At 68.1% G+C, this 12,788-nt stretch carries 14 protein-coding genes; 4 read left to right on the plus strand and 10 right to left on the minus strand.

What is annotated here, in order from left to right:
- Positions 1-7: 7 nt before the first annotated feature.
- The 5 genes from SJY26_RS11640 to SJY26_RS11660 all read right to left on the minus strand — a co-directional run bounded on the left by SJY26_RS11640 (position 8) and on the right by SJY26_RS11660 (position 4,438).
- Positions 8-604 carry a hypothetical protein gene (locus SJY26_RS11640; RefSeq protein ID WP_396593194.1) on the minus strand — a complete coding sequence of 199 codons (597 nt, stop codon included), beginning with the start codon at positions 602-604 and terminating at the stop codon, positions 8-10.
- Positions 522-1,307 carry a hypothetical protein gene (locus SJY26_RS11645; RefSeq protein ID WP_396593195.1) on the minus strand — a complete coding sequence of 262 codons (786 nt, stop codon included), beginning with the start codon at positions 1,305-1,307 and terminating at the stop codon, positions 522-524. The genes SJY26_RS11640 and SJY26_RS11645 overlap by 83 nt, the downstream gene beginning before the upstream one ends.
- A gap of 66 nt (positions 1,308-1,373) precedes the next feature.
- Positions 1,374-1,691 (minus strand): hypothetical protein, encoded by a 318-nt coding sequence (locus SJY26_RS11650; protein WP_396593196.1) that lies wholly within the window; start codon positions 1,689-1,691, stop codon positions 1,374-1,376.
- 30 nt (positions 1,692-1,721) lie between these two features.
- Positions 1,722-2,270, minus strand: coding sequence for a GNAT family N-acetyltransferase (locus SJY26_RS11655; RefSeq protein ID WP_396593197.1), 549 nt, complete (start codon positions 2,268-2,270; stop codon positions 1,722-1,724).
- Positions 2,267-4,438, minus strand: coding sequence for a S9 family peptidase (locus tag SJY26_RS11660; protein WP_396593198.1), 2,172 nt, complete (start codon positions 4,436-4,438; stop codon positions 2,267-2,269). Before SJY26_RS11660 ends, SJY26_RS11655 begins: the two co-directional genes overlap by 4 nt.
- Before the next feature lie 84 nt (positions 4,439-4,522).
- Here SJY26_RS11660 and SJY26_RS11665 point away from each other — a divergent pair, with 84 nt between their 5' ends.
- Positions 4,523-5,320 (plus strand): serine protease, encoded by a 798-nt coding sequence (locus SJY26_RS11665; protein ID WP_396593199.1) that lies wholly within the window; start codon positions 4,523-4,525, stop codon positions 5,318-5,320.
- Here the strand turns inward: SJY26_RS11665 and SJY26_RS11670 are convergent.
- Entirely contained in the window at positions 5,317-7,101 is a 1,785-nt protein-coding gene (locus SJY26_RS11670) for an acyl-CoA dehydrogenase (protein ID WP_396593200.1), read from the minus strand. The two genes, SJY26_RS11665 and SJY26_RS11670, sit on opposite strands and share 4 nt — an antisense overlap.
- A 146-nt stretch (positions 7,102-7,247) precedes the next feature.
- On the opposite strand from SJY26_RS11670, the gene SJY26_RS11675 reads away from it, so the two are divergent.
- From SJY26_RS11675 to SJY26_RS11685, 3 genes are read left to right on the plus strand one after another with little or no spacing between them, the layout of a single operon-like run.
- Positions 7,248-7,799, plus strand: coding sequence for a cytochrome b (locus tag SJY26_RS11675; protein ID WP_396593201.1), 552 nt, complete (start codon positions 7,248-7,250; stop codon positions 7,797-7,799).
- Between the two features lies 1 nt (position 7,800).
- Positions 7,801-8,367: a YceI family protein gene (locus SJY26_RS11680; protein ID WP_396593202.1), complete on the plus strand. Its 567-nt coding sequence runs from the start codon at positions 7,801-7,803 to the stop codon at positions 8,365-8,367.
- Positions 8,364-9,278 (plus strand): L-threonylcarbamoyladenylate synthase, encoded by a 915-nt coding sequence (locus tag SJY26_RS11685; protein ID WP_396595754.1) that lies wholly within the window; start codon positions 8,364-8,366, stop codon positions 9,276-9,278. Before SJY26_RS11680 ends, SJY26_RS11685 begins: the two co-directional genes overlap by 4 nt.
- A 34-nt stretch (positions 9,279-9,312) precedes the next feature.
- Here the strand turns inward: SJY26_RS11685 and SJY26_RS11690 are convergent, their stop codons facing one another.
- The 4 genes from SJY26_RS11690 to yaaA all read right to left on the minus strand — a co-directional run bounded on the left by SJY26_RS11690 (position 9,313) and on the right by yaaA (position 12,741).
- Positions 9,313-9,822, minus strand: coding sequence for an SseB family protein (locus SJY26_RS11690; protein WP_396593203.1), 510 nt, complete (start codon positions 9,820-9,822; stop codon positions 9,313-9,315).
- 80 nt (positions 9,823-9,902) lie between these two features.
- Positions 9,903-10,988, minus strand: coding sequence for a patatin-like phospholipase family protein (locus tag SJY26_RS11695; RefSeq protein ID WP_396593204.1), 1,086 nt, complete (start codon positions 10,986-10,988; stop codon positions 9,903-9,905).
- Positions 10,989-11,008: 20 nt separating this feature from the next.
- Positions 11,009-11,857, minus strand: a complete 849-nt coding sequence (locus SJY26_RS11700; RefSeq protein ID WP_396593205.1) for a 3-hydroxybutyrate dehydrogenase — start codon at positions 11,855-11,857, stop codon at positions 11,009-11,011.
- Between the two features lie 122 nt (positions 11,858-11,979).
- Positions 11,980-12,741, minus strand: coding sequence for a peroxide stress protein YaaA (gene yaaA / locus SJY26_RS11705; RefSeq protein WP_396593206.1), 762 nt, complete (start codon positions 12,739-12,741; stop codon positions 11,980-11,982).
- Between the last annotated feature and the right edge of the window lie 47 nt (positions 12,742-12,788).

The following is a 12,788-nucleotide window of genomic DNA, read 5'->3' on the forward strand; positions in this document are numbered from 1 at the left end:
GCGGGCCTCAGTCGATCTTCAGCCGCATGAACACCATCGTCCCCCGGGGGTCGCGTCCGTAGCTGGCCTCCAGGCCTGACGGGACCCGGTTGACGGCGACGAGCGCCCCCAGCCCCAGCCGGACGTTCGGGGCCAGTGTCCAGTCGTGGACCACGCCGGCCGAGGCCTTCCGGACCGTGAACACCGGCCCATGACCGCCCCCGTGCGTGTCCACCAGCTCGTCCGTCTCGATCTGCTCGGCCCGGCCGAACAGGGTCCAGCGGTCGTTTAGGCTCCAGGCGGTCTCGAACAGCCAGGCGTCCTTCGCCTCATCGCCCTCATGGGTCTTGCGCCCCCAGGCGAGGGTCGATGACCACCAGCCCGCGGTCCCGACACGCCGGGTATGGATGGCGCTGGCCGACAGCTTGGTCTCGTCCTCGTCGGGCTCCAGCTGTTCGGGGGCCGTCACATCGGCATAGGACGCCTGCAGCGACCAGTCGGGCGCGGGGTTCCACGAGCCCCGCACCGACCAGCTGTCCAGCTCAGGCCGCTCGATGTCGTACCGGTCCTGATCCGGCTCCCGCCCGCGGAAGGACGACGCCTCCAGCTTCAGCGGCCCGCGCACCCAGCCCAGGGTCGCCACCCCGAACACGATGTGGGTCGAGTTCGAGCCAGTGATGGGTGATCGGCGCTTCGGGGCTGTCCATCGCGCTCATCCGGTGCATGAAGGCCGGCGGGCCGAACGCCGGCTCTCCGGGCAGGCCGATATAGGCGAAGACGCTGTCCGTCGCCGACAGCGGCCGGGCGTAGCTGGCCGACAGTTCCATCACCAGCTCGTGCGGATGCTGCCGGTCGAGCAGGGGATGCACCCCGTCCGCCGTCTCTCCGGCCGCCAACAGCAGGGGATAGCCATCCTTGCCCATCAGCGGATCCGGACTGAGCATGGCCCGCAGGTTCAGGGCCGAGCCGTCGGCGAAGTCCCGCCGCGCCGCGCCCATCACCATGCCGGAGACGAAGGTCCTGTCGTCCCCTCGCGGCCCCGATTGGCGGTTCCAGGTGAGGTTGAGCAGGGCGTGGCTCATGGTCGACCAGTCACCGATCCGGCCATGCAGCCCGCCGTGCACCGATGTGTCCGGCTGCCAGCTGGTGCCCGAGGCGTCCCGCGACAGGGGCCAGGGCCCGAGCGGGCTGGTCATGGCTGTATGGGCGCTGTGATCGACCGGTTGCGCGGCGCTGTGGCCCGCATGGCCACTGTGGTCCTGGGGTGCAGTGGCGGGGTCGACGAGGAGTGCGCCGGCGCTGAGCGCGGCGAGAAAGAGGGCAGCCATCGAGGGCTCCTTGCAAAGAGAGGTCGGTGAAGCGGACCAGCCGCCAGCGAAGTCTGTCTGTAAGGCTCAGGCCCGGGGCGGACCGGTCTCGGGCAGGGTGCGTCGGCCGGTCGGCAGCACACGCAGGACGGGCCGGGGCGAGGCCGGGCGGACAGCGGAATCGTTCCGCACCGGCGGAACAATGGCCGGCGCGGCAATACAGGCCACACAGCAGCCCATGGTCTTCGTGGGCCGCTCCGGTGCCGACGCCGGCGGGTCGGACGCCATGCCCGCCATCTCGTGACACGGCGCGGCCTCGGTCGAGGCCATGGAGGGTGACACCGCGCCGAGCAGCAGGACGCCGAGCGCGCCGAGCAACATCAACAGGGTACGGGCCATCGCCATGGCCCTATCTACGCCGCGGCCGCCTGGCGCTCAAGCGAGGCCGCCACCCAGCTCCAGACCCGGCGTCGTTGGTGGCGTGCCTTCAGGGGCCAGATCCAGCTGCATCAGATGGACGTCCAGCCAGCGCTCGAATTTCCAGCCCACCTGACGATAGGCCCCGACCCGGCGGAAACCCAGCCGCTCGTGCAGGGCGATCGAGGCCTCGCTGGTGGCGCTGTCGCTGATGGCCCCGATGACGTGACGGAGGCCAAGGCCTCGCGCGGCCTCGACGAGGGCCGTCAGCAGGGCCTTGCCGACGCCGTGGCCCCGGGCCAACTCCTCGACATAGATCGACCCCTCGACCCCGTAGCGGTAGGCCGGGCGGGGCCGGAACGGAGAGGCATAGGCATAGCCGGCGAAGGCCCCGTCGATCTCGGCCACGAACCACGGCAGGCCCCTGGCCTGCACGGCGTCGTAGCGGGCCGTCATCTCGGCCAGCGACGGCGGGTCCAGTTCGAACGTGGCCGTGCCCCCCAGCACCTCGCGCCCGTACAGGGCCGTGATGGCGGGCAGGTCGGCGGGGGTCGCGGCCCGGATCACGCGGCCTCCCAGCCCCGCTCGACGGCCCAGATGGCGAAGGCGTAGTCGTGGGCGACCTCCTTCAGATAGTCGAACCGGCCCGAGGCCCCGCCGTGCCCGGCCTCCATATTGATCTTCAGCAGGACCGGCTTGCCCGAGGTGGTCGCAGGCCGCAGTTTCGCCACCCACTTCTGCGGCTCCCAGTAGGTCACGCGCGGATCGGACAGGCCGCCGGTTGCCAGGATGGCCGGATAGGCGCGCGGAGCCACCTGATCATAGGGGCTGTAGCTCATCATGTAGTCGTACGCCTCGGGATCCTCGATCGGATTGCCCCATTCGGGCCATTCCGGCGGGGTCAGGGGCAGGGAGGTGTCCGACATGGTGTTGATCACATCGACGAACGGGACCTGACCGATGATCCCGGCCCACAGCTCCGGCCGCATGTTGGCGACCGCTCCCATCAGCAGGCCTCCCGCCGAGCCGCCCTGGGCCACGATCTGGCCCGAACGTGTGAAGTTGCGCGCGATCAGGTGATCGGCCGCCGCCGTGAAGTCGGTGAAGGTGTTCTTCTTGCTGAACTTGCGCCCGTCCAGGAACCAGCCCCAGCCCTTGTCCGAACCGCCGCGGATATGGGCGATGGCATAGATCCAGCCCCGGTCCACCAGCGATAGCCGGCCGGTCGAGAAACTGGCCGCCATCGGGATGCCGTAGGAGCCGTAGCCATAGAGCAGCAGAGGCGCGGTCCCGTCGACCGGCGTGGTCTTGCGGCGCAGGACCGTCACCGGCACCAGCTGGCCGTCCGCAGCCGGCGCGTTCAGCCGCTCGACCACATAGTCCGCCGGGTCGTGACCGGACGGGACCTCCTGAACCTTGCGCAGGGTCCGTGTCCGGGTCGCCAGATCATAGTCATAGGTCGAGGTCGGGGTGGACGGCGAGTTGTAGCCGTAGCGCATGGTCGTGGTGTCGAACTCCGACGCCCCGCCCAGATTGAGGGCGTAGGCGGGCTCGTCCACCGCGATCTCATGTTCGGCACCCGCCCGGTCACGAATGACGATCTTCGTATTGGCGTCGGCGCGTTCCTGACGGGCCAGATAGTCCTTCACCAGCGCCACGCCCTCGATGAAGCGTCCCGGTGTGTGGGCGACCAGATCCCGCCACTCCGATCGAGCCGGTGACGCTGTCGGGGCCGACACGATCTTGAAGTCGATCGCTTCGTCGGCATTGGTGCGGATGATCCAGCGGTCCGCCCAGTGGTCCGCATCGTACCGCACCGCCACCTCGCGGGCCGCCAGAATGGCCGGCGTGGCCGTCGGATCGCTGGCCGGGATCAACCGGGCCTCGGACGTCTCCTGGTTCTGGATGGTGATCAGGATGAAGGCGTCGTCCGACGACCGCCCCACCCCGATGAACATGCCCTCGTCCTCTTCCTCATAGACGAGCGTGCTCTCACCGCCCCGCGCCGGGCGGCGGAAGATCTTGTCCGGCCGCCCGTTGGCGCTCTGGTTCGTCCAGAAGATCCACGCGCTGTCAGGCGAGAAGGTGAAGTTGCCGTTGGCCGACTGGATGGGATCCGCCAACACCTCGCCGGTCTCCAGATCGCGGACATAGATCTGGTGCACCTCCGACCCCTGGGCGTCCTCGGCATAGGCGAACAGGCTGTGGTCCGGGCTGTGTTCGGCGGCAGAGACCTCGGAATAGGCCTTGCCCTCGGCCAGGGCGTTGGCATCCAGCAGCAGGGTCTCGGCCCCGCCGCCGCGCGGCCGGCGGCAGAACCGGGGATGCTGATCGCCGGTGTCGTAGCGGGTATAGTATTCCCACGGGCCGTCGGGAGACGGGACCGAACTGTCGTCCTGCTTGATCCGCCCCTTCATCTCCTCGAACATCTGCGCCTGCAGCGGCAAGGTCGAGGCCAGCATGGCCTCGCGATAGGCGTTCTCCGCCTCCAGATGCTCGCGGACATCGGCCTTGATCAGGGTGGGGTCGCGCAGGACCGCCTGCCAGTTGTCGTCCTTCATCCACTGATAGTCGTCGGTGCGGGTCCGCCCCAGTTGTTCGATGATGACGGGAATCTTCTTGGCGACGGGGGGCGTGGGCGACATCTGGGCTCCGGAAGGACGGGCGAGGGCAGGGGATGCGGCCGCAGCGAGCGCGGTCGCGGCGGTCGAGACGATTAGTTGGCGGCGGTTCATGGTGGTCGCTTCCTGTAAGCCTGCCGGGCAGCTTGTGCGACCGGGCCGGTCTCCGTCAAATAGGTCCATCCGAGGAAACCACCCATGCTCCACATTCCGCCGGCACAAGACCTGCCCGTCCCCCCCGTCACGCCCGTCTGGGACCTGACAGTCGGGCTGATCGAGGCCACGGTGCAACTGGACCAACCGTCCGGGCCGGGCACCCGTACGGTCGGGACAGGCTTTCTGATTCAGGCCCCCCGGCCGGACGGCACGCCCCGGGTCGTGCTGGTAACGGCCGCCCATGTACTGGAGCAGATGGACCAGCCGGAGATGCGGGTCGGCTGGCGAACCGCACTGCCCGATGGCAACTGGCGCTTCGATCCCGAGCCGCTGGTCATCCGCGACGATGCCGACGCCCCGCTGTGGACCCGCCATCCCGAGCGGGACGTGGCCGTAATGGAGATCATCGCCCCCGAGACGTTTGTTCGCGCGGCCATTCCTCTCGGCTGGCTGGCGGACGAGAACGCCTTTGACGCCTGGCAGGTCGGGCCGGGCGACGAACTGCTTTCACTGGGTTTCCCGCGGGGACTGTCGGCGAATCGGGCCGGGTTTCCGATCCTGAGGGTGGGCCGAATCGCGTCCCATCCCCTGTCACCGGTCAGCGCCTTCCCGACCTTCCTGCTGGACTTTACCGTCTTCCCCGGCAACTCGGGCGGGCCTGTGTTCTGGACGCTCAGCGCAAGAAAGCGGCCGGGCACCGTTGAGCCTGCGACGCCCTTCATCGCCGGCCTGTTGAGCCAGGAAGTCCGGGTCAATGACGAGCCACTGGATATCGGCGTGGTCACCCACGCCGTCTATGTGCGGGAGGCGATCGCCCTGCTGGACCTGCCGGTGCCCTAGCCGGCGAGGGCTTCCCTCGTGAGGCGCGACAACAGGTCACCGCCCTGGCCGACCGCCGCCAGCCGGCTGGACGCGTGGCCGAGGATGTTGGCGGCATAGACCTCATAGAGATCGATCTTGCCCTGCAGCCAGACCGGATCGCCCTCGCCGGCGTCCAACCGGAGCCGGGCCGCCAGCGCCCCCTTGGCCAGCATCCAGCCGCCGATCACATCGCCCATGAGTTTAAGATAGGCGTCGGCCGCAGCCAGCACGTCTGCCGCCCCGGCCGGATCGGCCTTGCGGTCCAGCAGCCACAGGGTCGCGTCCTGGACCGCCTCGATCGCGGTCGCGAAACGCTCGACAGGCTTGCCGGTGTAGAGGCCGGCAAGGTCCACGAGAGTCAGCTTCATCTCGGCGATGATCGCCTTCGCCGAGGCTCCGCCGTCCTGCGACAGCTTGCGGCCGACCAGGTCCATGGCCTGAATGCCATTCGTGCCCTCGTAGATCGGGGCGATCCGGGCATCGCGATAGAACTGGGCGGCACCGGTCTCCTCGACGAAGCCCATGCCGCCGTGGATCTGGACGCCTTGGGAGGCGATCTCGACCCCGGCGTCGGTCGACCAGGCCTTGGCGATCGGGGTCAGCAGGTCCTCCCGGCCCTTCCAGTGTCCACGTGCCTCATCGGTCGGAGCGTGTCTCGCCATGTCGGCGGCCACGCCGGTGGACAGGCAGATGGCTCGCGCCGCCTCGATTCGCGCCTTCATGACCGCGAGGGTCCGGCGAACGTCCGGGTGATCGAAGATTGGCGCGCCCGCCTCGCCGGTCCAGACCGAGCGGCCCTGACGCCGGTCCAGCGCATAGGCGAGGGCATGCTGGTACGCCCGATCGGCGATGCCGACCCCTTCCATGCCGACGCCGACGCGCGCGGCGTTCATCATGGTGAACATGTGCGCCAGCCCCTCGTTAGGGCGGCCGACCAGCTCGGCGGTGGCCCCTTCATAGGCCATGACGCAGGTCGGGGAGGCGTGGATGCCCAGCTTGTGCTCGATACCGACGGGCCGGAAGGCGTTGCGATCGCCCAGCGTCCCGTCCGCTTTCACCAGATATTTGTTGGCGAGGAACAGGCTGATGCCCTTGGGACCCGCCGGCGCGTCGGGCAGGCGGGCCAGCACCATGTGGACGATGTTGTCCGTCGCGTCGTGATCGCCCCAGGTGATGTAGATCTTCTGGCCGGTCAGGCTGTACGTGCCGTCGCCGTTGGGCACGGCCGTCGAGGTCAGGGCCCCCAGATCGGACCCCGCCTGCGGCTCGGTCAGACACATGGCCCCCGTCCATTCGCCCGAAACCATGCGCGGCAGATAGACGGTCTTCTGGTGCTCGGTTCCGTGCGCCTCCAGCGCCTCGATGGCCGCCAGCGACAGCATGGGGCACAGGCCGAAGGCCATGTTGGCGGCGTGGACGGTCTCATAGGCCGCCAGCTCCAGCGCCTTGGGCAGGGCCTGCCCCCCGGCGGAGGCCGGGGCCGCCAGACCCGTCCAGCCGCCGGCGGCGAACTGGCGATAGGCGTTTGCGAACCCGGGGGCAGCTGTCACCGCCCCGTTGGCATAGGTCGCCCCGGCCAGATCGCCGGGCCGGTTCAAGGGGGCGAGCACGCCCTCCGTGAACTGACCGGCGGCTTCCAGAACGGCGTGGAGGACATCACCGTCATAGTCGGGAAAGGCTCCGGTGGCGGCGAGATCATCAATTCCGGCGACGGCGGTCAGGCTGAAGGCCAGGTCGCGGACGGGCGCGCGATAGGTCATGGGGCGGCTCCTCGAACAGGACGGGGTTCAGGGTGCCCCGCTGACCCGCTTCATGCGACGATGCCGTGGCGGCAAGCAAGGGATCGCTTGGCCTTCCGCCTCAGGTGCGCCAAGCTGTTCCGACAATTTTATCGGGGAGGGTACGCATGGCCGAGCCACGCAATCGCTATTCGACGGTCTCATTGATCTTTCATTGGGGGCTCGCGCTTCTCGTGCTGACCCAGGTGCTGTTGATCACGGCCCATGAGGCGAATGAGGCGTCGGGATCCCGCCAGTTCATCGACATGCATAAACAGCTCGGTCTGACGATCCTTGTCCTGACACTGGCCCGTATAGGCTGGCGCATCGCCAATCCGGCCCTGCCCCTGCCTGCAGGGACGCCCGGCTGGCAGAAGATCGCCGCCCGGACGACGCATGTGCTGTTCTATGTCCTGCTGATCGGCCTGCCCCTGGGCGGATGGGCCGCGTCCAGCGCGGCCGGCCGGGACATCTCCTACTTCGGCCTGTTCAACTGGCCCCTGCTGCCGCTGCCGCAGTCGCGCGAGCTGGCAGGCACCTTCATGGACATGCACGGTCTCGGGGTGAAGGTGCTCTATGTCCTGCTGGCCCTGCATATCGGCGCGGCCCTGAAGCACCATTTCCTCGACCGGGACAACGTCCTGCACCGGATGATCCCGATCATTCCCCGGCGACCATGAGATGCGCGTCGGCCTGATCGCAGCGCTGGCCCTTGCGACGGTCCTGCTCAGCGACGAGGCCGGTGCGGAGCCGCGGGACTGGGTGGTGATCGTCCAGGACTCCGCCATCACCCTGCGGGTCGGCACGCCGCTCGGGAACCGGGTCGGCCGGTTCGAGCGCTGGACCGGGGATATCCGCTTTGATCCGGAGGTGCCCGAACAGGCGCGGGTCGGGATCGAGGTCCAGGCCGCCTCGCTCAGGATGAACAATTCCGCCCTGACCCGCACCGCGGTCGGGACCAGCTTCCTCGACAGCGGCCGACATCCCAGCATCCTGTTCCGTCTGCGGGGGCTGGAGCCGACGGGTCCGTCCAGCTTTACCGCGCGCGCCGATATCACCATGAAGGGCGTGACCCGGCCCGTGGTCTTCCCGGTGACCTTGCGAAGCGACGGGGCCAGGGCGCAGATGGCGGGCGGGTTTTCGCTGGACCGTGCGGTTTTCGGAATAGGAACAGGCGGCCCTTGGAACGGACTGATCGGAAGACAGGTGAGGGTGGACGTGGTCCTGGCGACGCGGCCGGTGGGCTGACCGGGCTGGAGCAGGCCACTGCGGCGCTGGCAGCAGGGGATCTGGTGATTCTGCCCACCGAGACCGTCTACGGATTGGCCGCCGACGCCGCGAACCCCGATGCCGTCGCCCGAATATTCGAAGCCAAGGGCCGCCCCCGGTTCAACCCCCTGATCGCGCATGTTGCCGATGCCGACGCAGCCGAGGCGATCGCGGTGTTTGACGAAGCGGCGCGAACACTCGCCGCTGCCTTCTGGCCCGGCCCTCTGACGATCGTGGCCACGGTCCGGCCGGGCGACAGGGTCTGCGACCTGGCGCGGGCGGGGCTGGACAGCGTGGCGGTGCGGGTCCCGGGCCATCCGGTTGCCCGGGCGGTGCTTCAGGCCTTCGGTGGCCCCGTGGTCGCCCCTTCGGCCAACCGCTCCGGCCGCCCCAGCCCGACGACCTTCGCCGATGCGGTGGAGGAGACGGGCGCGTCCGCCGCCGCCGCCCTCGACGGCGGCCCCTGCGCGGTGGGGGTGGAGAGCACGGTGGTCTCGGTGCTGGACGGCCGCGTGGCGCTTCTGCGGCCCGGGGCCGTGACGCGCGACCAGATCGAGGCCCTGGTCGGCCCGCTGGCAGAAAGTGAACAGGGCCACCGGTCCCCCGGCCGCCTGACCACCCACTATGCCCCCGACGCTCCCGTCCGCATCGACGCGGAGGCGGCGCGCGAGGGCGAAATCCTGCTGGGCTTCGGCCCGGGCGTGGGGGAGGCCCGCTGGAGCCTCAGCGTGTCGGGCGACCCGCGTGAGGCGGCGGCGAACCTGTTCCGCCTGCTGCGCGCGGCGGATCGTGAGCACCCCGCGGGCATCGCCGTCGCGCCGGTGCCGATGGCGGGGCTAGGCGAGGCGATCAACGACCGGCTCAGGCGCGCGGCGGGGTTTGTGGGTTAGGCCTTCAACCCGATACTTTATGAGGAGTCGCTCCCTACGGCATAGCCAGAAAGGTTCTGGTCAAACCTGCTTCCCAGTAGACATGAGGGTCTACACCCCAGTTGATCGCCACGGGCTGATCGATTGACGCAAGCTCTAGCGCTGCCCGACCGGAAAGGCCGATATAGTTTGATCGTGGTTCGTCGCGGAACGCCGAGGCGAAAGCAGTTTTGCTGGTGTAAACAGCAAGCGCAGCCCGACCATCCGGAAGAGTTACCGACCACACCTGGATGGTCCTACTCGACGCGCTCTCAGTCCGATCATCAACACTCGCGTCGTCTACGCGAACATAGACGGTCGATCCGAGAAGAGATCGACCCAAGCTGGCTTCCGTGGCGGGTGTGGGGCTGTGGGCGAAAGCAACTACCGCGCTCTCCAAACCGTTTTCGGCGGCGAGCGTAGGGCGTCCGTTAACGCGCGATGACAGGTCTGCTCGAACGCACCCTGCCAGAAGTCCGAGGGCCAGCGGCATGGCTGTTATGAGCGCGGCTTGGCGGAACCTCATGCGATTAGTCTAGCCGGGGTCTGACCTTTGGCAACGTCCAACTGCTTCGAGATGCAATGCAGATGGCGTCTCTGGCCGACCTAGCCGAACCGCGCCTGCAGATCGACGCTCGACCGCACGCCCACGTCCCCGAAACAGCTCCCCAGCCATTCCTCCGCCGCCGCCCGCCCGCGCGTCTTCAGGTCGTTTAGGAAGGTCCATTCGGTGTTGAACTTGGAGCCCAGCGACAGGTCGCCCAGCCAGCTATCGGCCTCGATGGCGTGCATCAGGACGTTGCGATAGCGGTCCTGGGCCGAGGGCGTGAGGCGGCCCTGTTCGATCAGGTCCTGAACGAAGGCCACAGCGCGCAGTTCCGCGACCAGGGGGGCGTTGAAGACGACCTCGTTCAGCCGGTCCATGATGTCGCCGGGGGCCTTGGGCGTATCGGCGCGCTCGAAGGCGTTGAGGGTGATCAGCAGCACATCGTCGGGCGTGTCCTCGTAGAACAGCGGCCATAGCGGCGGATTGGCCAGATAGCCGCCGTCCCAGTAGGGCTCGCCGTCGATCTCCACCGCCTGGAACAGCTGGGGCAGGCAGGCTGAGGCCAGCAGCACCTGGTCGGTGATCTCGGCATTGGTGAAGACCCGCGACCGGGCGTGACGGACGGCGGTGGCGGCGACGTGCAGCTTGACGTCCGAGCTCTGGATGGCCTCGAAGTCGAGGGTGGCGGCCAGCACCCGGTTCAGCGGATGGTGGTTCAGCGGGTTGAACTCATAGGGCGACATCGACATCGCCAGGGTCTCGGACGCCCGCCACAGGGTGGTGTCCTTCAGCCAGGCCGGGGTCAGGGCGTTCGACCAGATCGAGCTGTCGCCGAAGACGTTCTTGCCGCCCGACAGATTGGTCTCGCGCCACAGCTTCTCCAGCGTGGCCCGCGCCCCGTCCGCGCCACCGGTGGCCAGACCGGACACCAGGGCCGCGCCGTTCATGGCCCCGGCCGAGGAGGCGGTCACCGCCCGGATGTCGAGCCGTCCGTCCTCCAGCAACCGGTCGAGCACCCCCCACTGGAAGGCTCCATGCGCCCCGCCGCCCTGCAGCCCCAGACAGATCGGGCGAGGCTGCGGCGGCGTTGGATCGACCGCTGCGGGAGCGGCTGCCGGGGTGGTCCTGCGTCTGAAAAGCGCCATGCCGTCCCCGGAGCGTTCGTCTATTGCGCGGTCCAGCCGCCGTCGATGGAGAACGCAGCCCCGTTGGCCGAGGCTCCGAGGTCCGAAATCAGATACAGGAACAGGCCCGAGAGCTGGTCTGTCGTGACGAACTGCTTGGTCGGCTGGGCCTCCAGGATCACATCGCTGATCACCTTTTCCTTCGAGATGCCGCGCGCTTTGGCCTGATCGGCGATCTGCGACTGGACCAGCGGCGTCTCGACATAGCCGGGGCAGATGGCGTTGCAGGTGATGTTGTCGCGCGCGACTTCCAGCGCCACCGTCTTGGTGAAGCCGAGGACCCCGTGCTTGGCGGCGACGTAGGCCGATTTGAACGGGCTGGCGACCAGACCGTGGGCCGAGGCGATGTTGACGATCCGCCCGCGCCCCTGGGCCTTCATGATCGGGATGGCGGCCCGGGTGGCATAGAAGGTCGACGACAGGTTGATGGCGATGATCTGTTCCCATTTGTCCGACGGGAATTTCTCGACCGCCTCGACGTGCTGGACCCCGGCGTTGTTGACGAGGATGTCGACCCGGCCCAGCTGGTGGCGGGCGAAGGCGACCATATCGGCGACCTCATCGCCCTTCAGCATGTTGGCCGCATGATAGCGGACGCGGACGCCGCAGCTGGCTTCCATCTCCGCCCGGGTGCGCTCGATTTCGGACGGATCGCCCAAGCCGTTCAGGACCACGTCCCCGCCGCGCGAGGCGACGGCGCGGGCCAGGGCCAGCCCGATGCCCGAGGTCGATCCGGAAATGACGGCGACCTGGCCCTTCAGGTCATTCGGATCCCGATAGACGGGGCGCTCGGTTTCGGATCCATCCTTCTTGCCGGGCCATTGAAACATGCGGTGCGTCCACTCTTGTTGCGCGCCGCCTCGCCTGATCTGGCCGGAGGCAGCGAGGTCTCGGATTTGGCATGACCCTAGCTGTTCGCGTTTGCGAAGGCGACAGTCGGATCCCTATTTCTCTATCGGGTGAATATCCAGTCTGTCTCGGTCGAGGCCGCTTTCTGGAACCGGTATCCGTCGTGATCGAAGCCTTTCAGGTCTTCCGCGACCTCGATTCGGGCCTCAACGGCGAACCGGGCCATCGCCCCCCTGGCCTTCTTGGCGAAGAAGGAGACGATGCGGCTTTCACCGTCCTTCTCCTCGCGGAAATGCGGCGTCACGACCGGCAGTTTCAGGGCCTTTGCGTCCACGGCTCCGAAATATTCCTGGCTCGCGAGGTTCACCAGGGTCCGGTCGGCATGGCCCTCGGCGTCGGCGTTCAGCTGCTTCGAGATCCGGTCGCCCCAGAAGTCATACAGACTGCTGCCGCGCCGCGTCTTCAGCCGCGTGCCCATCTCCAGCCGGTAAGGCTGGATACGGTCCAGAGGGCGCAGCAAACCATACAGGCCCGACAGAACCCGCAGGTGATCCTGGGCGAAGGCGAGGGCCTGTGAATCAAGGGTACGGGCCTCCAGTCCCTGATAGACATCTCCGGCGAAGGCGAAGGCCGCCTGGACGCCGACTTCGGGCGTTTCCGGGTTGAGGGCCTGGAAGCGCTCGCGGTTCAACTGGGCCAGATCCTCGGAGATCCCCATCAGACGACGCAGGTCAGCGCGGGTCTGGCGCTTTGCGGTCCGCACCAGACTGGCCATGTCTTCGCTCAGCCGCGGCAAGGTGGCCGGAACGTCGGGCGATGGGTCGGAGAAGTCCAGCCGTTTGGCTGGGGACAACACGATCAGCAAGGGCGGGGCGCTCCGTTTGACAGGCCGGCTCTCTAGGCCGGTTCGGT

The organism is Brevundimonas sp. R86498, assembly GCF_044598075.1.
GTDB lineage: Bacteria > Pseudomonadota > Alphaproteobacteria > Caulobacterales > Caulobacteraceae > Brevundimonas.

Coding starts and splice junctions, on each gene's coding strand:
- SJY26_RS11645 (WP_396593195.1), bottom strand. CDS start 1,307: ATGGCTGCCCTCTTTCTCGCCGCGCTCAGCGCCGGCGCACTCCTCGTC.
- SJY26_RS11650 (WP_396593196.1), bottom strand. CDS start 1,691: ATGGCGATGGCCCGTACCCTGTTGATGTTGCTCGGCGCGCTCGGCGTC.
- SJY26_RS11660 (WP_396593198.1), bottom strand. CDS start 4,438: ATGAACCGCCGCCAACTAATCGTCTCGACCGCCGCGACCGCGCTCGCT.
- SJY26_RS11665 (WP_396593199.1), top strand. CDS start 4,523: ATGCTCCACATTCCGCCGGCACAAGACCTGCCCGTCCCCCCCGTCACG.
- SJY26_RS11670 (WP_396593200.1), bottom strand. CDS start 7,101: ATGACCTATCGCGCGCCCGTCCGCGACCTGGCCTTCAGCCTGACCGCC.
- SJY26_RS11675 (WP_396593201.1), top strand. CDS start 7,248: ATGGCCGAGCCACGCAATCGCTATTCGACGGTCTCATTGATCTTTCAT.
- SJY26_RS11680 (WP_396593202.1), top strand. CDS start 7,801: ATGCGCGTCGGCCTGATCGCAGCGCTGGCCCTTGCGACGGTCCTGCTC.
- SJY26_RS11690 (WP_396593203.1), bottom strand. CDS start 9,822: ATGAGGTTCCGCCAAGCCGCGCTCATAACAGCCATGCCGCTGGCCCTC.
- SJY26_RS11695 (WP_396593204.1), bottom strand. CDS start 10,988: ATGGCGCTTTTCAGACGCAGGACCACCCCGGCAGCCGCTCCCGCAGCG.
- SJY26_RS11700 (WP_396593205.1), bottom strand. CDS start 11,857: ATGTTTCAATGGCCCGGCAAGAAGGATGGATCCGAAACCGAGCGCCCC.